Here is a 21,661-nt window from a genome sequence, read left to right as displayed (position 1 = left end):
TCATTGCTGATGAGTCATGTCTCCGTCACAGACTCGTTGTCAGGGGGCACCCTGGTCGCTTCCTCCAGCAGTGTCAGGATGTGTCGATACGGCGCGCCGACCGCCCTGCTCATGCCGAGCTCGCACGTGCGATTGCACGACGCGTGACCGTCGGCGGCGTACGCCTTGATCTCGGCGGCCTGCTGAGCAGTCGCCGAGGCGGTGAGCTCGGGATGCAGGAGCCCCCGGTCGCCGGCGAAGGCACAGCACCCCCACGACGGCGGTACGAACACCTCGCCGGCGACGGCCGCGGCAAGGCGCTTCAGCGCGTCATTGTTGCCCGACCGGGTCGACGAGCACGTGGGGTGCAGCGCGAGCCGTGCGAGCACCTGGCGGGGAGCGAGGCGAGGCAGCAGCACACGCGCGGTGAACGGGACAGCGTCCTCCATCGTGAAAGGGGGATTCGGCAACGACTTCACCAACCCCTCGGTGCACGAGGCAGCGTCACAGACGACAGGGAGGCGCCCGCGCTCGGTCGCGCGCTCCAAGGCGCTGCCGACCCTGGCCGCCATGACCTCGGCGCCTTCGCTGAGCCCCTTCGAGCTCCACGGCATCCCGCAGCACAGGGACGCGACCTCATCCGGCACACTCACCAGCACGCCGGCCCGTTCACAGAGTGCGATGAACGCCTCCGTCGCCCGGGAGTCGCCGCCGAACATCGCGCCGGTGCAACTCGGAAGCATCACGACCTCCGCCGCCGTCTGCTCGAGGGCTTTCCGGGCGGATCCGCCGCCAGGGAGGTCGGGGCTCCACAGCGGCACCACGTCCTCGCCGAGGACCCGGCGGCCCAGGCGCGACGCGGCTCCAGCCAACCTCGGTGCGGCGTGGGCGGCTGACAGGCCCTGCGCGGCAGCCCTTGTGGCACCTGCCCAGTGCCTCGCCGCGGACCTCCCGGCGGCTTGGGCGAGGGCCCCGTGCTCCGACGAGCGCAGGCGACGTACGAGCGAGCCCGTGTCGATGCCGACCGGACAAGCGGTCTGGCACATCCCGTCGGCCGCGCACGTCTGCACCCCGTCATAGGAGTAGTCGGCTGCCAGCTCCTCGGCGCGTTCGTGGTCGCCCTCGGCTCGGAGGGCCGCCTCGGCCCGTCGGGCGACGATCCTCTGGCGAGGAGTGAGGGTCAGGTCCCGCGACGGGCAGACTGGTTCGCAGAATCCGCATTCCACACACCGGTCGACCTCTGGTTCGACGGCGCTGACCGTCTTGAGGTGACGAAGGTGGGCGGCCCGGTCGTCGGTCAGCACCACGCCAGGGTTGAGGATGGCTGCCGGATCACACAGTGCCTTGACCTCTCGCATGATGCCGGTGAGCGCCGGTCCGTACTGACGCTCGACGAAGGGCGCCATCACGCGGCCGGTGCCATGCTCGGCCTTCAGCGTCCCACCGTGAGCGAGCACGACGTCGACCAAGTCCTCGGTGAAGGCCGCATAGCGGGCGACCCCCGCCCCGGTTCCGAGGTCCTCGGTGACCATGAAGTGGAGATTGCCGTCCTTCGCGTGCCCGAACACGACGGTGTCACCCGCGTCGTACCCGTGCGCGACGAAGACCTCGTCCAGGTCCGCGCACGCGTCCGTCAGCGTCGCCATCGGAACCGCGACGTCCTCGAGGAGCGCGGTCGTCCCAGGCCGGCGTGCCCCGGCGACGGTCGCGTAGAGGCCCTTGCGGATGTGCCACAGATCCGCACGAATCGCGGAGTCTGAGCTCGGACGGACGTTGCCGAGGAGTGGGCGCGCGGTCGCGAGGAGCTCGGCAACTTCTGCTGCCGACTCGGCTTGGTACTCGATCAGCAGCGCCGCGTGATTCACCAGCTTCGTGTCGGTCAAGACCGGCACCGCGCGCGGATCACGAGCCGCCACCTGCAGGGATCGCGTGTCGAGCAGCTCGATCGCGGCGGCGCCGGAGGCCACGAGGTCGGGAAGCATGTCTGTTGCCGAGCCCAGACTGGGAAGCATGAGCATCCCTGTCGCAGCGTGGGGCCGTAGCGGAAGGGTCCGGAAGGTCGCCGACGACACGAAGGCGAGGGTGCCCTCGGATCCGACGATCAGGTGTGCGAGGAGCTCCACCGGCTGCTCGTGGTCGAGGAAGGCGTTGACCCCGTAGCCCATTGTGTTCTTGATCGAGAACAACCGCTCGATCTCTGCCTGCATGGCGGCGTCGCCGCGAATCGTGTCGCGCAGCCGCAGAAGTCCGGCGTGGAGGTCGGGTTCGTCGTGGGCGAGCCGCGCGTTCGCATCGGCGGCGGCCGAGTCGACGACGGTGCCGCTCGACAGCACGACTCGAAGGCTGTCGAGCGTGTGATAGGCGTTGCCCGCCGTCCCGCAGCTCATCCCGCTGGAGTTGTTGGCGACGACGCCTCCGATCGTGCAGGCGGACTCACTCGCGGGGTCGGGCCCGAGCATACGGCCGTAACGGCCGAGGGCGGCGTTGACAGCTCGGACCGTCGTGCCCGGCGACACTCTGACCCGGGCGCCGTCGTCGAGGACCTCGATCCCGCGGAAGCCGCGACGGACGTCGAGAAGGACCCCGTCGGTGCCGGCTTGACCGGAGAGGCTCGTGCCCCCGGCACGAAAGGTCACCGGAAGGCCTTCTGCCGCGCAGGCCGCCATCACTCGGCCGACCGCAGCCTCGTCGCGGGCGACGACGACAGCCTGAGGAGTGAGGAGGTAATGGGACGCATCAGCCGCTGCCGCAGCGAGGTCCAAGGCCCGATCACGCACCGAGGCCGGATCGACGCCGCAGCGCTCCAGTCGAGAGGCGACACTCACGAAGCGTCGCCCTCGAGAGCCTCTGTCAGGACCAGCTCGTACGTCACGGCGACCGCGTTCTCGCCGGGGCGCACCCGGCCCCGATGCACCTCGCCATGGCGGTCGACCAGGTGGGCGTCGAGATCGGCGGTCATCCTGCCCTCCCGGCGGCGCACAGTGCCATCGAGGAACATGACCTCGGTCGCAGGGCCATCGACCGTCACCACGGAGCCGTCGGGCTGCTCGAGCCGACCGCCGGCAAGCGACCCGACCTGGCCGCGCACATCCGCGCCCGACCAGCCCTGCTCCTGCGTCAGGTGCTCGACCATGCCGACGAAGTCGACGTTGGGCCGGACCCGGCAGACGATCGCCCTCACGTCCCCACCATCGGTCCTCGCGACGCGCCGTGGGGTGAACAGCGACATCTGCGTCTCGGGATCAGGCTGTGCCTCGACCAGGACGTCGGCACCACCCCAGACCTGGGCGCGGACACCGGCGCCCAGAACAACCGCTTCAGGGATGAGGTGGCCGGCGCGCTCGGTCCCGTCTGCGTCCACGAACAGGGAGTGACTGTGGCAGAACACCCGACCATCACGACGCCCGATCGTGATGCCGCCGCGGACCATGCGTCCGGGCGCCTTCCCCACGTAGGGCCTGCTGAAGTTCGCGACGGGACCGCCCACGGGGCCGACGTCAGGGATGTAGTAGGAGAACTCGCGCAACTCACCCCCCACGAGCTGGCCGTTCGCCGAGACGCATCCTGTCTGATCGAGCAGCTGCTGGAGTGCCTCGAGCAGGGGAATCCCGGCGGGCAGCTCGACGTCATACGCCGTGAGTCGCGTGGGCAGGTAGATGACGCGTTCCGCGGCCACCGGACCGGGATGGGTCAGACGCACGGCATCTGCGAGGAGCCCACACGTATCGGCGTCGATCATCGAACGCGCGCCTCCGGCCATACGCCGGCTTCCTGGAGCAGCGCGCGAAGAACAGGTGTCGTCACCTTGCCGTAGGCCGTCGTCGGGAGCTGTCCGACGAGGTGGACGAACTTGGGAGCCTTGTAGCGCGCCATGTGCTCGCGACACCACGCCAGCAGTTCCTCAGCGGTCAGCTCCCCATCCACGACCGCGACGGCGTACCCGACCTCACCCCACTCCGCGTCGGGCGCGCCGACCACACCGACCGCGCGGACCTGCGGGTGCACGAGGATCTTCTCCTCGACCTCACGAGGATCGATGTTCGACCCACCCGAGATGTACATGTCCGAGGCTCGTCCCGTGATGTACAGCAGGCCCCGTTCATCCATCACCCCCAGGTCGCCAGTGCGGAACCATCCGTCCCGGAAGGCCTTCGCGTTGGCCTCGTCGTTCTCGAGGTAGCCGGCGAAGACGGCCGGGCCGACGACGCAGATCTCCCCTCGTTCGCCAGCAGGCACGGGAAGGCCCTCGGCGTCCCTGATCGAGATCGTCATTCCCGTTCGCGCATACCCGGCGGTGACGATTCCCTCGTACGTCGGAACATCCTCGTGCAGCTCCGGCGGGAGCACCGTGATCGCGCCGGTGACCTCGGCGAGCCCGTAGTACTGCTCGATGACGGGACCGAGGATGTCGAAGGCCCGCCGCTGGTCCTGCCGGGTGATCGGGGCACCCGCGTAGATGACCTGGCGGAGGGAGGAGTGGTTGGTGTTCTCGTCGACCGCGGCGACCAGCCTGTTGAGGATGGTCGGCACGGTGAACATCGTCGAGACGCCATGCTCAGCGATGAGCGACCACGCCTGCGTGACGTCGAGTGACTCCCCAGGCAGCAACACGACACGAGCCCCACGAGCGACGTGCGTCAGGACGTGGATCCCTGCTCCGTGCGACAGCGGTGCGAGGACCAGGGTTGCGTCTGCGGCTGACAGACCCGGCATGAGGTCGGCGATGTGGTTGTTGACGATGAAAGCGAGATGGTCGTGCGTCAGGACTGCAGCCTTGGGACGCCCGGAGCTTCCGGACGTGAAGAAGAACCAGGCGGGGTCGCCGACCATGACATCCGCGTCGTCGACACGGCTCCCGAGGTGCTTCTCGATCAGCCGGCCGATGTGCGGTGACGCGGCGGAGCCGGGGTCGTCCGAGATGGTCCACGACGGGACCGGAGCCAGCGCTGCGGCGTGACCGTGAGCGCCCTCCCCCACGACGAGGAGTGCTGGCCGCACCACGCCTGCGAGCGCCACGACCTCGTCCGAGGTCAGCTTGCAGTTCGTCGGCGTGATGGTAGCGCCGATGCGCCATGCCGCGAACAGGACCGTGAGGTAGTCGCGGCTGTTGGGAGCGTGAAGCATGACGACGTCGCCCGGGCCGAGGCCGCCGTCGAGGAACGCCGACGCCAGAGCGTCCACCCGACCGTCGAGCTCTGCCCAGTTCCAACAGACTGCTCCACGGATGAGCGCCGGCTCCTGAGGTAGCCGCGCCGCGGTCTGTCGCAGCAGCGTCGACAGGTTGCTGGTGCCCCGGGGAACTGCAGGGGTGCGTGGGCGGCTCACCAAGCCTCCAGGATGCTTGCGTAGTTGGCGACAGCGGAGCCGCCCATGTTGAAGACACCAGCGAGCTCCACTGAGGGGAGCTGCATCTCGCCGGCCTCCCCCGTCACCTGCATGGCTGCGATCGCGTGCATGGAGACGCCGGTCGCCCCGATCGGATGCCCCTTGGCCTTGAGACCGCCGGAGCGATTGACCGGCAGCTTCCCGTCCGGTGTGACGAGGCCCTCGTCGAGGACGCGCCGACCCTGTCCGCGGTCTGCGAGGCCGAGAGCCTCGTACTGGAGCAGCTCAGCGATCGTGAAGCAGTCGTGCGTCTCGAGCAGGTCGAGGTCGAGGGTGGTGATACCAGCCTGCTCGATGGCCGAGTTCCACGCGCGGCGTACGCCGGCGAACTCGAGCGGGTCGCGCTTGGAGAGTGCCATGAAGTCGTTGGCCTGCGCTCGAGCGCGGAATCCGACGCGTCGTCCTGCGGATCGCGCGACGTCGGGGGCCGCCACGACGAGGGCGGCTGCACCATCGGAGATGAGTGAGCAGTCCGTCCGCCGAAGAGGCGGAGCGACCAGCGGATTCCTGTCCGACACGGTGTTGCAGAACTCGAACCCGAGGTCCTTGCGCATCTGCGCATAGGGGTTGCTGACACCGTTGCGATGGTTCTTCGCCGCAATGAGGGCGAGACTCTCGCTGGGGTCGCCGTACCGTTCGCCGTAGGCCGCTGCGATGCCCGCGAAGACGCCCGCGAATCCGCTCTCCACCGCCGACTCCTCGGGGCCGTAGCAGCCAGAGAGCAGGATCTCTCCAGCGCGAGCGGAGGTGACGCCCGTCATCTTCTCGGCACCGACGACGAGCGCGACCTTGCCGCGGCCGGACTCGATGTGGTCGAGGGCGGCGTAGAGGGCGGCAGAGCCGGTCGCACATGCGTTCTCGAGTCGGGTCGCCGGCACCTCGGCCAGCGCGGGAACGGCCATCGAGACGAGGCCGGCCTGGAAGTCCTGCGTGGTGAACCCGTTGTTGTAGACACCGACGTAGACACCGTCGATGTCTTCAGGCGCAAGTCCGGCGTGCTCGATGGCTCCGGGGATCACCGACCCCATCAGCGACGCGGTGTCCGGGTGTTCCAGCTTGCCGAAGGGCGAGTGCTTCCATCCGATGATGGAGGTGGTCGGAGCGGTCACGCCGACACCGTCGCCATACGGACAGAGCTCTCGGAGCCGGTGATGGGCACTGACATGGTCTACCTCCTGAAGTACTGACTGACGCGCGCACGCCCGTACGGACGGAGGTCCGTCACCCGCTCGCGCGAACCAGCAACGAGACCTCCCGCACCAACCCTGCGCCGGGCCGCGGGCAGTGACTACCGTCGCGCACCGAGTCTTGCCGCCGGGTCATTCAACAGTTGTCGGAAGCACGCGCCGGAACCACTCCACGTCGACCGGTGGACCGGGCGTCGGCTGGTCGAGACGTTCGACAAAGGATGCAGCCTTCCTTCACCCGTCGAGGGTGCGACGTCTCTCGGTGGCCGTGGCTGAGCCTCGACCGACCCGGCTGCGCGCAACTGTGCCCGGAGCAGCTCACACGTCCCAGCCGACGGCCCTGAGGTCTGCCTTCAGCTCCCGCCGGGGGACGACGTAGTCGACGGTCTCTCGCGGGATGATGCGCTGCACCTTCCCAGACGCCAGTTCCTCGGAGATGTGCGCCACGACGCCAGGGAGGGTCCCGATGATGGCGAGCGCTGTCGACTCCTCGGGCGTGAAGCCCATCGCCACGGTGATCGCCGCGAGAACCGCCACGTCGTTGATCGGGAAGTGTTCGCGTCCCGGCTGACGCACGAACGCCCGATGGACCGCCTCGTACAGAACTGCCTCGTCACCCCAGAGTCCGGCGTCGACAGCGATCTGCTTCAAGATCTGCGCTCGGGGGTCCTCGAACCGGAACACCTGATGGCCGAATCCAGGGATTCGGTACTTGCTGTGCCTCGCCCGGGCCACCACGTGCTCGGCGAAGACCTCCATCTCGAGATCGGACTCCTCGTACTCGGCGTAGGTGTTCGCGATGAAGCGGCAGGTGTTCTCGGTGGCCAGACCGTAGTCCCCGGCGCTGAGCGCGGCAGCCGCGAGCCCCGCCTGGACGTGAGGGTTGCACGAGACCGTGTATCGAGCCGCGGCGGTCCCGGACTTCTCCAGTCCATAGTCGAGGACGCCGGTCATGACCGCGTCGAGGACCTTGGTCTCCGCCGGGCTCGGCAGGCGGCCCTTGATCATCAGGTAGGTCGCGGCCGTGAAGGACAACCCGATCAGTTCGTCGAGCCTGTACCCACGAATGATGACCGTCTCCGGCGTGATCGCACTGACCTCCGTGTGCCAGTATCGCGACGCTTCGCCCGCAGTCTCGGTCATCTGCCCACTCCATTCGCCTGAGGTCAACTTCTCGGAAGTTACCCAGCGCCGGCCGGCCCCACCATTGGAGTTCTCCCAGGCCTGAGAGCTGATCTTCGTGGGACCCCTGGGACGAGCTCGGCAACGTCATGCCGAACCCGGCCCCCAAGGAGCACGGCTCGGCACCAGGCTCTGCCTTCACGCGCAGTGGGTGCGCCTCAGCGCTCCCGAGGCGCACCCACTGCGGGTGGGAACGTCGTCCACCCTTGCGCGCTAGCGGCCCCTCAAGCGCTCATCCACGCCTTGCGGAAGTCCAGCTGGTTCACGAAGTTCCACTCGACGCCCTTGACCTTGTTCGATTGGGCCCAGCCGCCATCGGTGTAGAGCGGGATGACGAAGCTGTACGTCTCACGGACCATCAGAAGGGCGTCCTGCGTGAGCTGTTCCTGGCGCTTCGGATCGGTCTCGCTCATGATCTCCGAGACCTTGGCCGGCAGGCGAGGGTCCTGGAACTTCGTGTCCCACCACGGACCGGACTGCATATAGAACGACTGCAGAACGGCGGCAGGGTGGAACCTGTTGAAGTAGTCCTGGAAGGCGGGGGTCGCCATCCAACCCTTCTCCCAGTAGGTGTTCAACGGGAACTGATTGAGCTTGACGTTGATGCCTGCGGGCTTGACCACCTGCTGCCAGGCCTGCGCCATGTCGAGCATGCCCGCCGTGACGTTCGACGTGCTGAGCTCGATGTCCAGCCCGTCCGGATAGCCAGCTTCCGCGAGCAGGCTCTTGGCCTTCTCGATGCTGAACTCAGACGCCGCACCCTGAGGGTAGAAGTCCCCTCCCGGGAAGGTGGGGAAGTCATCCGTGACCGTTCCGTGCCCTTGGAGCGCGGCCTTGAGGATCGCCTTGCGGTCCGTCGCCAGCTTCAGCGCTTCGAGGACCTTCTGGTTGTCGAACGGTGCGTGTCGCTGGTCGAAGGCGAAGACCCAGGCGGACTTCCCCTTGAACGTCTCGATGGAAGCGTTCGGCTGCCCCTTGAGAGTGGCCCAGAAGGAGATCGGCACGTCGTCGGTGATGTCTGTCGATCCAGCGAGGATTCCTTGCAGCTTCGCACCCTGGTCCGGTGTGACCTTGACCTGGATGCCGTCCAGATGGGGAGCGCCACCCCAGTAGCTCTCGTTGCGAGTCGCCGACCAGCTGACACCAGGAGTCCATGCAGTGAGCTTGAAAGGTCCGGTCCCGATGGCGGTCTTCTCGTTGAACTCTGTGGTCCCGGCCTTGGTGACCTTGGCATTCCAGTTGCTTCCGACCAAGGCAGGAAGAATGCTGTTTGCCGCCTTCAGCTTCACCACCACGGTGTGTGGATCGGGCGCCTCGAGACCCTCAGCCGTGATGTACGGGCTCATGCTGCCGAACATCTCGTTGCCGGTCTTTGCGTCGACCCATCGCTTGAGTGTGTCGACCACGTCGGCGGACGTGAAGTCCGAGCCATCGTGCCACTTCACGTCCTTGCGCAGCCGGAAGGTCCATTGCTTCGCGTCGGGCGTGGATTCCCACGACTCCGCGAGAGCCGGTCCCGGGCGAAAGTTGTCGTCCACCGTGGTGAGAGTGTCGTACAGCGCGTTGCAGACGATCGCGGTGTTCTGCGAGATGATCAGGCCCGGGTCGAGCGAATCCGTTGACTGCCCGTCGCTGACGGCCACCCTGATCGTGCCGCCCTTGCGTGGGGTGCCACCCGCGGCCGACGGATCCGATCGAGATGACGCGGAGTTGCTGCAGGCGGCGAACAGCAGTGCTCCGACAGTCAGGCCGCCCGTCGCGAGCACCCGCCGTCGGGAGAGGCCTGTCGCGCTGAGGCTCTTGGTCAGCTCCTGAGCACTGGGTATTGGATCGGTCATCTTCGTCCCCTTCAGCCGGCCCGATGTGGTTGGCGGGGACGCTATGGGCGTGGCGAGAACGCGTCACTTGGAGAACGCACCAGTCCGCTCACGTGACTCGGGGGATCTCACAGGCGGCGAGGAAGGACTCGCTGGCACGACGGAATGCGCGATCAATCCTCGCGGATCTGGATCAACACTCGGCCCACGGCCTGGCGCTCGTCCAGGATGCGCAGTGCCTGTGCACTCTGCTCAAGCGGTAGAACGTGTCCGATCGGGGGCTCGACGTCCCGGGACTTGATCATGGGCAGCAGCTCGCTCCACTGCTGGCGCGGGTAGGCCGGATGGTTCTGCCAATACTCCTCTGAGGCTGCGCCCATCACCGTAGTGTTCGTGAGGAGCAGCCGGTTCACCGTGACGGTGGGAATCGAACGTCCCGTGAAGCCCAGGACCAGCAGACGCCCCTCGGTAGCCAGGCAACGCAGTGAGTCGGTGAAGCGATCGCCGCCGACGGGGTCGACGACGACATCGACACCCTTGTTGTGGGTCAGCATGCGAATCGCGTCTCGGAAACCGTCGACCAGCACGACCTCGTCAGCACCAGCCGCCCGGGCGGCCTTGCCCTTCTCGGCGGTCGACACGACGGCCAGCACTCGCGCGCCGTAAACACGCGCGAGTTGGCACGCGGCAGCCCCCAGTCCGCCACCGGCGCCGTGCACCAGGACTGTCTCACCGGCCCGCAGCCCCGCCCTGCGCTGGAGAGCGAAGTGCATCGTCAGGTAGTTCAGGGGCAGCGCTGCTCCCGTGGCGAGCGACACATCGGCGGGGAGCGGCAACACCGGGCGCATCTGGTACTCGCCCCGGGTGTTGAGCACATCGGGGAAGACGACGCCGGCGTAGTGAACGTCGACAAGGACCTGGCCGGGGGCCGGCATCGGTTCGCGCACGTCCTGAATCTGGACCGATGTCGGACCCTCGAAAGCGTGGATCAACGCTGCGCGCATGGCTCTCCTCATTCAGCTCACTAGCGGACGGATGATCCGATCCCGATGCCACCGTCGACGTCGAGGACGACTCCGGTGATGTAGCCGGCTTCGCGTGAGCACAGGAACGCGGCGGCAGCCGCGATGTCCTCGGGCTGGCCGGTGTGACGCATCGGCACCTTGCCGACGAGCTTGTCGCGGGCGGGCGCGTTCATGGAGGCGAGCATCGGTGTCTCGATGAGTCCGGGTGCGATGGCGTTGGCGGTGACGCCGTGCCGGGCCCCCTCGAGGGCGAACCCGCGGGTGAGCCCGACGACGCCGGCCTTCGCCGCGACGTAGTTGGCCTGGCCGAAGTTGCCCCGCCAGCTCATCGATGAGAAGGACAGGACGCGTCCGTACTGCCGGTCGCGCATGTGCGCGAAGGCGGCTTGGGTGCAGGAGAACGCCCCGGTCAGACTGACGGCGAGGACTGCTTCCCAGTCCGGCACGCTGATGTTCTCGATGCGGTTGTCGCGGATGATGCCTGCGTTGTTGACGAGTACGTCGATCCGCCCCTCGTTCTGAGCCACGTCGTCGACCCAGTGCCGGGCTGCCTCGTGATCGGTGATGTCGACCTTGGCGAACCCGTGATTGTGCCCCTCGAGCTCGCCGAGGACCTCGGCTCCCGCAGTCGCGTTGACGTCGACGAAGTGGACACGGGCTCCCTCGGCGGCGAAGCGGCGCACCATCGCGCGGCCGAGTCCCTGGGCGCCGCCGGTGACCAGGACGACCTGGTCGGCGTACCGGCCCGTTGGCCCACTGATCGTGGCCGCGGTTCTGGGCATGTCGTCGGTGGAGCGGTCGGACATCAGGATGCCTCTCGGTTCGTCTTCGCCAGGAAGGTGCGCAGAGCGTTCGGGACGTCGTTGGCGCGCCAGTGCCGGTCGAAGGCGTCCAGCTCTCGGTCGCGATCGCTGGCAGACAAGGCACCGTGTGTCTCGTTGAGCAGCTGCTTGTAGGCGGCGCGGGCTGTGGCCGGGACGGCGAGGAGCGCGTCCACCACCGCGGCGGTGGACTCCGCGAGGTCCTCGGGTGCGGCGACTGCGTGGAGCCACGACGCGAAGGCATGGTGCTCGGCCGGCAGGAGCTCACCGGTCAGAGCGAGCCAGGTGGCGGCGGAGCGGCCGAGGTTGCGTTCCATCCGTGCGCTCGCACCGCCACCGGGCACCAGGCAGCGCCGTACGTGCCCGTCACCGATGAGGGTTCGAGACGAGGCGAGTACGACGTCGCAGGCAAGGGCGAGCTCGAGGCCTCCGGCGACGGCGTGCCCGTGCAGCTCGGCGACGAAGATCGTCGCGGAGCGCTCCATCGCCAGTGTGAGTTCCCAGATGGCGGTCAGGTGATCGCGAGGTGTAGCACCGCCGAACTCGTAGGTGCTGAGCAGCGCGAGGTCCGCGCCCGCACAGAAGCTCGGTCCCGCTCCGCGGAGGACGACGGCCTGGATGTCGGCCGCCTGTGCTGCTGTTATGGCGGCCTGCAGCCGCGTCACAAGATGCCGGTCCAGGGCGTTGCGGCGCTCGGGGCGGTTGAGGGTCCAGGTTTCGACCGGCCCGCGCCGCTCGACGATCAGCTCGCTCATCCGGCGGTCCCGGTGTCGGCGCTGCGCGCGGCGCGCAGTGCCGCGCGCTGGATCTTCCCGCTCGGGGTCTTCGGCAGGGAGTCGACGAAGGTGACCAGGCGCGGGTAGGCGTGGGCGGCGTACCGGGTGCGCACCCAGTTCTGGAGCTCGCTGACCAGGGCGTCCGGTTCTTTGGGGGCGCTCGCCGGCACGACGTAGGCGTGGACGACCTCCCCGCGGACCGGGTCGGGGGTCGCGACGACCGCGCACTCGACCACCTGCGGATGGGTGACCAACACACTCTCGACGTCGAACGGGCCGATGCGGTATCCGGCCATCAGGATGACGTCGTCATCGCGTGAGGAGAACCTGATCAGGCCGTCCTCGTCACGCGAGGCGAGGTCCCCAGTGAGGTAGAAGGCCCCGTCGCTGGTGAACCGCGAGCCTCGGGTGTCACGAGCGATGCCGTAGCCCGTGAACGTGAAAAAGAGACTGTGGGCGACGTCGACGGCTAGCCGGCCGACCTCGGCCACCGATGCCGGCTCGTCGGTGTCGGAGCGCAGCACCGTCACCGTCCACCCGGGCAGCGACTCCCCCATGGCACGGGCGACGACGTTGCGGGCAAGGTCGGCGTGGTGCGCGAACCCGGCCGGCATGCCCAGCTCGGTCTGCCCGAAGTGGTCATGCACGTCGATGCCGAAGCGCTCGCGCGACCATTCGCTGACCTCGGGGGTCAGCGGCTCACCGGCGGTGGAGAGCCGTCGCAGCGCGGGTAGATCGACGCCGGGATCGCAGGCTCGCAGCGCCCGCAGGGCCGTCGGAGCGGCGGCATAGTCGCTGACCCGCAGCCGTTCGAGTACCTGCCAGGTCGCCTCGGGCTTGAAGGTGCCGCAGGTGAAGAGGCTGGGCACCCCGGCAGCGAGCGGTCCGATGATGAGCGTGTAGAGGCCGTAGGCCCAACCGGGGTCGGCGCCGCACCAATAGCTCTCGCCGGGGGCGAGGGCGAGCTCGACGTACGACTGCCAGCCGGCGGCGTAGGCGAGGGGGTGGACGACGACCTTCGGCTTGCCGGTGGTTCCCGAGGTCGCCATCTGCACGATCGGCGTCTCCGGACCGGTCACTGGCGTCGTGCCGGCCCACTGCGGCCCTGCGTCCAGGGCCGCTCCGAAGTCGTCAGCGGCGGCACCGGCGGCCTCTCCGGTGTTGGCCATCAGGACCGGGATGCGGAGATCCCGGACCTTCGGCAGCTGGTCGGCGTCGGTGACGACGAGCATGACACCGGCATCTGCGATGCGTTCTGCGACGGTCGCGGCTGCAAAGGCGGTGAACAGGGGGACGTACACCGCCCCCAGTCGCCAGATCCCGAGGAGCAGCGCGGGAAGATCAGGTCCCTTCCCCAGCAGCGAGGCGACCCGATCCCCCGCGCGGACACCGCGCTCGGCAAGGACGTGCGCGGCGCGGCGCGAGCGCTCCGCGAGCTCGCCATACGTCATGTCGCGGACCTGCAGCTCCGCATTGACGAACCGGAACGCCACGGCTTGGATGGGGTGCCGGTCGCACATCAGCCATGGCGCTGCGGCGTCCGCGCCGTTGAACTCGGCGTGGATCTGAAGCGCGCGTTGATGCGCACCGGCCAAGTGGCCGTCCGCAATCCTGTGCGTCGTGTTGGTCAACCCCGGTCCCTACCTTTCGGACTGCTGCATAGAGTACGACTATTGATACAACCGTACTCCATATGTTACCATCATCACCAGCCTCGAGCTCCCGGTTCGGCGGCTCCGGCACCGTCTCAGAGAGGACAGCCCATGCGGGAGATCAGGATCGAGCTCGATGTTCCCGCGACGATGCGGGACGGCACCGTCTTGCGGGCGAACGTGTTCCGCCCCGTCGGCGAGGGCCCGTTCCCGGTGCTGGTGACCCGTCACCCCTACGGCAAGGACCTGTTCGAATCCGGCTACCTCGACTTCAAGGCCCTGGTGCGCGCGGGCTACATCGTGGTGTCCCAGGACACCCGTGGTCGCTTCACCTCGGACGGCGAGTGGGCGCCCTGGAAGCATGAGCGCGAGGACGGCTACGACACCGTCGAGTGGGCCGCGTCCCTACCGGGCAGCAATGGCAGAGTAGGCATGTTCGGTGGCAGCTACTTGGGCAGCACCCAGTGGAGTGCCGCCATCGCGGGGGCGCCGCACCTGGTCGCGATCGCCCCGGCCACGACCTGGGCCGATCCGGACAACGGTCTGTTGTTCCGCGGCGGAGCGATCGAGCTGGGACTCAACGCCTCGTGGGGCCTGATGACCGCTCTCGATCAGATCCCGAAGGCAGGGCTCGAGCCGGACGAGATGATCAAGGGACTGATGGCGACCGTGAGCGACTACGACTCGCTCGCATCGCAGACCTATTGGCAGCTGCCCGCGGGCGCCCAGCCAGCGCTCGAAGCAACCGGCCAGCCCGACCTCGGCCTCACCCGGGCACTGGCCGACCCGGCGACCCTGGAAGAGTCACGCGTCTCGAGCCGGTACGCCGACATCAACGTGCCCAGCCTCGGCTTCGCCGGCTGGTACGACGTCTTTCTCCAAGGCGACCTCGACAACTACGTCGGGCTGCGGACCCACGGCCGCACCGCGCGCCTCGTCGTCGGCCCCTGGCACCACGAGAACTTGGTGACTCCTTTTCTCGGTGGCCAGGTCGGCGAGGTCAACTTCGGGCTGTCAGCCCTCCTGCCGGGCGGGCAGTCGGTGAGCGACATCCAGCGTGGCTGGTACGACCACTGGCTCAAGGAGCTGCCGGCCACGGCTGCCCACAAGTCCGGGGTCCTGCTGTTCGTCATGGGGATCAACCAGTGGCGCGCCGAGGAGGAGTGGCCCCTGGCCCGCGCCACCGATGTCGCCCTGCACCTGAACAAGGACTCGACGCTGACCTGGAGCGCACCCGAGGTCGACCAGGACCAGTCGACGTACACCTACGACCCCGCCGACCCGGTCCTGACGCGCGGCGGCAACCTCGTCATGGCCACCGAGTTCCCCGCCGGGCCCTTGGACCAACGCGACACCGAGGCTCGCGACGACGTACTCGTCTTCACCACCGATCCCCTCGAAGCCGACCTCGAGATCACCGGTCGCGTCCGCGCCACACTCTTCGTCTCGACCGACGGACCCTGCACCGACTGGGTCGTGCGGCTGTGTGACGTCGATGACAAGGGCGTGTCACGCAACATCGTCGACGGCATCACCCGCGTCAACACCAAGCCGGGGCGCGTCGACGAAGTTGACATCGACCTGTGGTCCACGTCCATCGTCATCAAGGCCGGGCACCGCCTGCGCGTACATGTCACGTCCAGCAACTTCCCCCGCTGGGACCGCAACCTCAACACCGGCGAGCCCGTGACGGAAGGCATCACGATGCGTGTGGCGCAGCAACGGATCCATCACGACCGCAGCCGTCCTTCGCGGATCGTCCTCCCCGTCGTTCCCAGCTGATTGCTCAGGGCTGGCGGTCGCGAACCGCCAGTCCGTGCACCAGCAGCTCACCAAGCTCGGCGAACGCCGCCCCCGCGCTGAGCCCCGTCGCCCGGAGCACCTCGCCGGACTGTACGCCGTCCATGAGGTAGGCGACCGTCAAGGACGCGAGAGCAGCATCCGTCGCGCGGAAGTCTCCCTCCCGAACACCCTCCTCGATCATCCCCTGCACCCGGGCAGCCGCCGCCTCGGAGTTCATGCGGTAGATCTCCGCCGTCGGGGCATAGCCGACCATGTCCTCGTAGAACGCGGGCGAGTTGCGGTCCATCGCCCGGCCAACACCTTCCAGGTACGTGACGATCCGGCTGGCGGGGTCGATGGTGCCGTTCAGGTTGGCCTCGATCTCGGCGCTGGAGTGCGCGAAGAAGTACCGCACGACGGCCTGGTTGATCTGCTCACGAGACCCCGCCACGCTGTACAGCGTCGACTTCGAGCACCGCAGCCTCTTGCACAGCTGATCGGTCGTCAGGGAGCTGAACCCTTCACTCAGGAAGATCTCCTCCAGCTCCCGCAGCAACCGTTCGCGACGCGGATCCGCTCGCCTCACCCGAGGCCGTCGATCCCTGACCGCATCGCTGGACCGAGACGTAGAGGACACCGACCGATCGTCTCACACCACACGCCGGCTACTCACGGACTTGCGAGACCACGAGCCATATGGAGATCCACCAGAACCAGACTGAGGAGTTGGTTGCCACTCCGGTGCCGCTGCGCCACCGAGTGTCGCAGACTGGTTGGACCCGTGCGACTGCGCCCGCGTTCAGGGTGAGGAGGACGTCCATCTCGCCGAATGCTGCCATCTGGGCCTCGAAGACCGGCAGGTTCGCGTTGCTCAAGGTCTGCTCCTCGCAATCTGCAGATTCGCCCCCACGGTGTTTGATGAGCCGGCAGTCAGCAGACTGCCTCATACTCCGTGGTTCCACCGCTTCCGTCGCAGCAAGCGACGACCGAGTCTTCGCAGAGCTCGAGGTACATGCTGGATACGCCGCGGACGCAGCATCTCCGGCCCACGTCCGCGACGTGCTCATGCGCTACTGCGTGGTGGAGACCTTCAGCCACGGCAAGATCGTCCACGAGCGCTTCTACTGGGACCGCACTGAGTTCGAATCCCAGTTGAGCGACGACTAGATGGGCCAGCCCTCGATCGCACGCTCTGCCCTGACAGACGGACACGTGACACCCCTCCGCGAAAACGTGAGGTGACCGAATGGCAGAGGTAGCTGTCCTGGGCCTGGGGAACATGGGATCTGCTGTGGCTCGTGCTCTCCTTGCGGCTGGCAGGCACGTCGTGGTGTGGAACAGGACGAGTGCCCGATGCGACCCGCTGGCGAGCGCAGGCGCGGACGTTGCGCCGACTGCGCGGGCTGCCCCGGAGAGCGCTCCCGTCGCGATCGCCTCGGTGCTAGACTATCGCGTCCTGCGGGAGACCCTGACTGATCGAGTTGACCTGGCGGGTCGAACGTTGATCAACCTCAGCTGGGGAACCACGGACGAGGCGCGGGAGTTCGCCGAGCTGTTGTCTGCGCTGGGCGGAGACGACGTCGAGGGAGGAGTCCTGTGCCGTCCCGAGGCGATCGGTAGCGCCACTGGCGACATCCTCTACTCCGGGCCTTCCGATCTGATCGACGAGACTCGCCCGCTTCTCCTCGAGTTGGGCCCCCTCCACTTCGTGGGACCAGACATCACCCGAGCCAACGCCCTCGCACTCGCCCTGGGGTCGATCTTCTATGCAGGCGCCTTGTCGCTCCTGGAGGCGGTCGCCTATGCAGAGCGGCTGGGAATCCCGGTCGACGTCGTCGCTCCACTGGTGCGGATCCCCCTCAACCTCGCCGCTTCCACAGCTGATGCGTCGGTCGAACAGATCAGGCGGGATAGCTTCACCGGTTCGGAAGCGTCGAACGCGGTGCACGCTGCGGCTCTCTCCTCCGTGTCGCAGGCGTTCGCCTCAGCCGGCACCGGGCACCGGCTCACCGATGCAATAGCCTCGTACTTCGACTCGGCCGCCCGGCTAGGGCTTGAGGATCTTGAGGTGAGTGCGTTGCTGCATGTCGTGTCGGGGCCCGGCACCTGACGTGACCTTGACGCTGGCGCCGGTCCCATCGACAGACCTCAGCTCTCCGCCGGTATGACCGGCAGGCTCAGGTACGACGGCTGCTTGCCGCCCACGAAGACGGTCTGCGTGGCAACGCGCATCTCACCGGTCGTCAGGCCGTCGCGGGTGTTGAGGTTCCGGTCCCACCGAGGGAAGCAGCTCGACGTCACCTGGACGCGGATCCGGTGACCTCGTTCGAAGAGCATGCTGGTCGAGTACAGGTCGACCTCGACTGTCATCGGCTCGCCAGCGACCCCTTCGACACGACGGATGCCATCGACGACGTTGAACGACCGCCCGTCCGGGTGGACGTCGCACAGGCGCACCACCCAGTCCGTCGTCTCCCCGTCGGTGGCCGCCTGCAGCGACGCCCTCACCCGGCCCGTGACCTCGACATCCTCGGTGAGGACGTCGGAGGTGAACACGAGCACATCACTCCTCTCCTCGACCGGTCGTTGGTCGTAGGACCCGGGAGCCGGATGCGCGAGCAGCGTGATCCCCCCGAGCGTCGGGACGGGGTCGGAGGGATCGTAGGTGAAGGACAGCGACTCGGAGGACGCAGCCGTCGGGTCGAACGCCAGCTCACCTCGTCCACCGAGGAACACCTTGGTCTCGACGGCCCTCGCGAGCGGCCACTCGGTCTCCGAGCGCCATGCGTTGGCTCCCATGACGTAGATCCGGACCGGCGGGTCGGTCTCGGCCGGTTCGCCCGTCAACCAGCCATGGAGCCAGTCGAAGGTCAGACCCAGGATGGACGTCGAGAGGTCGATCGCATACCCGTTGCCGGCCAGCCCGAAGTTGATGTCGCCCTGTTGTGACTCCTGGCCGAAGTGGTTCCAGGGACCCACCACCAGCCTGGCCGGCGTCCTCTGCGCGGCTGACACGTAGTTGTCGATCGTGGCCTGGACGAAGATGTCGTACCAGCCCGCTACATGGAGGCTCGGCACGGTGACGTTCGCCTGGTGCGGCGGCACGCTGGCCGCCGCCATCGACTCGGGCGAGGCGAGGTTGGGCAGGTCATGGCGCCGGATCACCGGGTCGACGCCCGTCGGCAGCTCGAGGTAGGTCGCACCCGGGATCCCGTCTGCCGATTCGACGAGAGCCAGGATCTCCTTCGTCATCGTCTCCTCGTCGTCGGCGTGACGCCGAGCGAGCACGTCGAAGCCCATCGCCACCGCCCAGGCCCGCACGGCGCCCAGCTCGTGAGCGCCGCCACGGAAGGCCAAACCTTCCTCGCACTCGCGGAACGTTCGCTCGGGTGCTATCGCGCGCAGCGCGGCGGGCTGCCTGGCGGCGGCCTGCCACTGGACGTTGCCGAGATAGCTCAGGCCCCACATCCCAACCGACCCGTTCGACCCTGGAAGGCGGGCGGCCCACTCGATCGTGTCGGCGCCATCGTCCGCCTCGTTGACGAAGGGGGTGAAGTCTCCCTCGGACCTGTATCTGCCCCGCACGTCTTGTACCACGGCGATGAATCCCCGGCGCGAAGCCAGCATCGGCTCCAGGAACTGGAGCTCGTCGTGGTCCGTCTTGCCGTACGGAGTGCGTGCCACGAGGACGGGCCACGGGCCCTCGCCGACCGGGCGATACACATCCGCCCGAAGAGTGACACCATCCCGCATCTCGACGGGAACGTCGAGCTCAACCGTGACCATGGTCATCCCATTCCTCCTACTCTCTTCGCCGTACCGCGTGATAACTCCCACCTGCATGGTGAGGTCGTGCTCAGTCCGACCGATCTGTCGTCGCCCTCCGGTCCCTGGACAGCAGCCGCCTCAACCAGTCGACCCTCGAGCGCAGGGCCGCGACAGACAGCTGTGCCTCAGGCAGGTCCAGGTAGAACGCATGGAAGCCACCGGGCCAGACGTGCAGCTCGGCGTCTCCCCCGGCGGCCCAGATGCCAGACGCGAACGTCACCACCTCATCGCGGAACGTCTCGGCCGAACCGACGTCGAGGAAGGTCACCGGGAGCTGACCGAGGTCTTCAGCTCGTGCCGCGGCTGCGTACGGCGAGACGTCTGGCCCACCCTGCGCGTCACCGAGGAGGGCGCGCCACCCGGTCTCGTTCGAAATCCGGTCCCAGATGCCGAGGCCGGCCATGTGATGGGACGAAAGCGTGTCGTTCCGGTTGTCGAGCATCGGGGCCATCAGGACCTGCCCGAGCACCATCGGGCCGCCGCGGTCCCGGGCAAGGATCGCGAGGGACGCGGCCAGGCCACCCCCGCCACTCTCACCCGCCAGGATGATCCGATCTCGGTCGACACCGATCGCCGATCCGGACTCGGCGACCCAGGCCAGACCCGCGTAACAGTCCTCGATCGCAGCCGGGTACGGGAACTCCGGTGCCAGCCGGTACTCCACCGACACCACGACCAGACCCAGCTCTTCGGCCCAGTCGAGAGCCTGATCCAGACCGAGCCGGTTGCTCCCCATCACCATCCCGCCGCCATGGACGAAGTACACGGCGGGGAGTTCTTCGCCGTCTCGGCCAGTGGGCCGGCACACGACCAGGGGGATGGTCGTCGTTCCGGAGAGGACGCCCACCTCGGTCACCTCGAAGCGACCCTCCCGCTCCAAGTCTATGAGCGATGGCGCGGGCCACTCGGCCAAGGCTGCGCGCACGTTCTCAATGGTGTTGGGCCGGAGGGCGTCAGGCGCCATGAACGCCTGGAGCTCGGGAAGGTGCGGCGCAAGCTCCGGGTCGAAGGGCGGCGGAGTGGACCGGCGTGCCGGGGGCGGCGACTGCGACATCTTCAAGCTCGGTCTCCTCGACACTGGCGTTTCAGCGCGTTTCCCGCATCGCTCGCGGAATGACGTATCCGCCGAAGCCAGGAGGGCGACCGGCACAGCAGACAGCCACGACACCAACGTTCGCAGCCTCGCCAGCTCTTGTGGATTGGATGATTCACGACAGGCATCGCACCGCCTCAGTACCGCTCCGAAGTGCTCGCTCGCTCGTCGACTGGCCTAGCTAAAGATGGTCAGGCAACGTGAGCGGAGTGCTCAACCAGGGTTGCTCCGTGGCCGTTGCGTGACGCCGGCTCCGCGGGAGACGAGGATGCCGACCAGACGACGGTCTCGCGCACCGGGTCGTTCCGGGCGTGGCAGGATCGCCATGCTCAACGACACACGGCGCACGAGCAATCCTCGAACTCGCTCATGCATGCTCGACGCAGAGCAGGCTCAAAGGGTCGGCCTCAGAGACGAAGAGACTCGGGTGGGTTCGGGACACCCGGACCACAGCTTCACAATGATGAGCGCGTGACGCTCTGCGCGTTCCTGGCCTGCTGGCAGCGTGCCGTCAACCGTTCGCTCTGCGGAGGTCGCAGGGGAGACAACTCATGAACAGCGGGTCCCAACGAACCGCGCGCGACGTCTGAGGTGCAATAGGTGTGTGTCGAGTCCGATCATGTCCTCTGAGCCTGCCCGGATGATGCCCCAGACTGCGTTGGCTGCTCGCGAGGCACCGTCCTTAGTCCTCGCAAGGTCGTCGAGGGCGCTCAGCCCAATTGCTCCGGCTGCTATTGCGTAACCGTGCGCAACGCCGAGGCGGTTCTACCAACTCCGGCATGCCGTATCGCACAGTGAGGAGTCACCGAACGGGCGGTGTGGGTCGGGAGGTTCTAGCGCGCGATGAGCAGTCGGCCATACTCAGCCAAAGTCGACGGCTGAACCAAGGCCGAGCCGACGCGCCACTGCGGCACTGGCCTTCGCCGCCGCGGCACGAGGGGCAAACCGAGACTTGTCGACGCAGCCGCGATGTGCTGATGGTCGCGCGCGGGGCCAGAGGACGTTAGCCCGGGGCAGGAAGTGCCTGTTGCCGTAGCCGTCGCGAAGCAATGCGCGCTGCCCACTGTCCAGCACGCCTTCCGCGGCGAATGTGAGGGCACCATCCAGTTGCTCATCTCGTCGAACTGCAGCGAC

17 protein-coding genes are annotated in these 21,661 nt (G+C 67.7%); 3 read left to right on the top strand and 14 right to left on the bottom strand.

Going from position 1 to position 21,661, the window contains the following annotated elements; translation table 11 throughout:
• Positions 1 to 14: 14 nt before the first annotated feature.
• The 10 genes from ACYQ1K_RS22060 to ACYQ1K_RS22015 form a co-directional block, all read right to left on the bottom strand.
• Entirely contained in the window at positions 15 to 2,804 is a 2,790-nt protein-coding gene (locus ACYQ1K_RS22060) for an FAD-binding and (Fe-S)-binding domain-containing protein (RefSeq protein ID WP_459985462.1), read from the bottom strand.
• Positions 2,801 to 3,718: a PCC domain-containing protein gene (locus ACYQ1K_RS22055; RefSeq protein ID WP_459985461.1), complete on the bottom strand. Its 918-nt coding sequence runs from the start codon at positions 3,716 to 3,718 to the stop codon at positions 2,801 to 2,803. Before ACYQ1K_RS22055 ends, ACYQ1K_RS22060 begins: the two co-directional genes overlap by 4 nt.
• Positions 3,715 to 5,304, bottom strand: coding sequence for an AMP-binding protein (locus tag ACYQ1K_RS22050; RefSeq protein WP_459985459.1), 1,590 nt, complete (start codon positions 5,302 to 5,304; stop codon positions 3,715 to 3,717). Before ACYQ1K_RS22050 ends, ACYQ1K_RS22055 begins: the two co-directional genes overlap by 4 nt.
• Entirely contained in the window at positions 5,301 to 6,473 is a 1,173-nt protein-coding gene (locus tag ACYQ1K_RS22045) for an acetyl-CoA acetyltransferase (protein WP_459985458.1), read from the bottom strand. The genes ACYQ1K_RS22050 and ACYQ1K_RS22045 overlap by 4 nt, the downstream gene beginning before the upstream one ends.
• A gap of 396 nt (positions 6,474 to 6,869) precedes the next feature.
• Positions 6,870 to 7,694 (bottom strand): citryl-CoA lyase, encoded by an 825-nt coding sequence (locus ACYQ1K_RS22040; RefSeq protein ID WP_459985457.1) that lies wholly within the window; start codon positions 7,692 to 7,694, stop codon positions 6,870 to 6,872.
• 263 nt (positions 7,695 to 7,957) lie between these two features.
• Entirely contained in the window at positions 7,958 to 9,571 is a 1,614-nt protein-coding gene (locus tag ACYQ1K_RS22035; RefSeq protein WP_459985456.1) for an ABC transporter substrate-binding protein, read from the bottom strand.
• Between the two features lie 152 nt (positions 9,572 to 9,723).
• Complete coding sequence (locus tag ACYQ1K_RS22030) at positions 9,724 to 10,497, bottom strand: zinc-binding dehydrogenase (protein ID WP_459985455.1); 774 nt, start codon at positions 10,495 to 10,497, stop codon at positions 9,724 to 9,726.
• 77 nt (positions 10,498 to 10,574) lie between these two features.
• Positions 10,575 to 11,381 carry an SDR family NAD(P)-dependent oxidoreductase gene (locus ACYQ1K_RS22025; RefSeq protein WP_459985454.1) on the bottom strand — a complete coding sequence of 269 codons (807 nt, stop codon included), beginning with the start codon at positions 11,379 to 11,381 and terminating at the stop codon, positions 10,575 to 10,577.
• Positions 11,381 to 12,151, bottom strand: coding sequence for an enoyl-CoA hydratase/isomerase family protein (locus ACYQ1K_RS22020; protein WP_459985453.1), 771 nt, complete (start codon positions 12,149 to 12,151; stop codon positions 11,381 to 11,383). The genes ACYQ1K_RS22025 and ACYQ1K_RS22020 overlap by 1 nt, the downstream gene beginning before the upstream one ends.
• Positions 12,148 to 13,803: an AMP-binding protein gene (locus ACYQ1K_RS22015; protein WP_459985452.1), complete on the bottom strand. Its 1,656-nt coding sequence runs from the start codon at positions 13,801 to 13,803 to the stop codon at positions 12,148 to 12,150. Before ACYQ1K_RS22015 ends, ACYQ1K_RS22020 begins: the two co-directional genes overlap by 4 nt.
• A gap of 132 nt (positions 13,804 to 13,935) precedes the next feature.
• On the opposite strand from ACYQ1K_RS22015, the gene ACYQ1K_RS22010 reads away from it, so the two are divergent.
• Positions 13,936 to 15,606 (top strand): CocE/NonD family hydrolase, encoded by a 1,671-nt coding sequence (locus ACYQ1K_RS22010; RefSeq protein WP_459985451.1) that lies wholly within the window; start codon positions 13,936 to 13,938, stop codon positions 15,604 to 15,606.
• Between the two features lie 4 nt (positions 15,607 to 15,610).
• On the opposite strand, the gene ACYQ1K_RS22005 is transcribed toward ACYQ1K_RS22010, so the two are convergent.
• Positions 15,611 to 16,192, bottom strand: a complete 582-nt coding sequence (locus ACYQ1K_RS22005) for a TetR/AcrR family transcriptional regulator (RefSeq protein WP_459985450.1) — start codon at positions 16,190 to 16,192, stop codon at positions 15,611 to 15,613.
• A 79-nt stretch (positions 16,193 to 16,271) separates the two neighbouring features.
• Positions 16,272 to 16,481: a hypothetical protein gene (locus ACYQ1K_RS22000; protein ID WP_459985449.1), complete on the bottom strand. Its 210-nt coding sequence runs from the start codon at positions 16,479 to 16,481 to the stop codon at positions 16,272 to 16,274.
• A gap of 43 nt (positions 16,482 to 16,524) precedes the next feature.
• Here ACYQ1K_RS22000 and ACYQ1K_RS21995 point away from each other — a divergent pair, with 43 nt between their 5' ends.
• Positions 16,525 to 16,773, top strand: a complete 249-nt coding sequence (locus ACYQ1K_RS21995) for a nuclear transport factor 2-like protein (RefSeq protein ID WP_459985448.1) — start codon at positions 16,525 to 16,527, stop codon at positions 16,771 to 16,773.
• A gap of 79 nt (positions 16,774 to 16,852) precedes the next feature.
• On the top strand, positions 16,853 to 17,716 hold the full coding sequence (locus tag ACYQ1K_RS21990) for an NAD(P)-dependent oxidoreductase (protein WP_459985447.1): 864 nt from the start codon (positions 16,853 to 16,855) through the stop codon (positions 17,714 to 17,716).
• Positions 17,717 to 17,754: 38 nt separating this feature from the next.
• On the opposite strand, the gene ACYQ1K_RS21985 is transcribed toward ACYQ1K_RS21990, so the two are convergent.
• Both ACYQ1K_RS21985 and ACYQ1K_RS21980 read right to left on the bottom strand, forming a co-directional pair.
• Positions 17,755 to 19,398: a CocE/NonD family hydrolase gene (locus tag ACYQ1K_RS21985; protein ID WP_459985446.1), complete on the bottom strand. Its 1,644-nt coding sequence runs from the start codon at positions 19,396 to 19,398 to the stop codon at positions 17,755 to 17,757.
• 64 nt (positions 19,399 to 19,462) lie between these two features.
• Positions 19,463 to 20,488, bottom strand: a complete 1,026-nt coding sequence (locus ACYQ1K_RS21980; RefSeq protein WP_459985495.1) for an alpha/beta hydrolase — start codon at positions 20,486 to 20,488, stop codon at positions 19,463 to 19,465.
• Positions 20,489 to 21,661: the final 1,173 nt, after the last annotated feature.

The organism is Nocardioides sp. AN3, from assembly GCF_054653495.1.
Note: the sequence above shows the minus strand (reverse complement) of the source record. Positions and strands in the feature narration are given on the sequence as shown.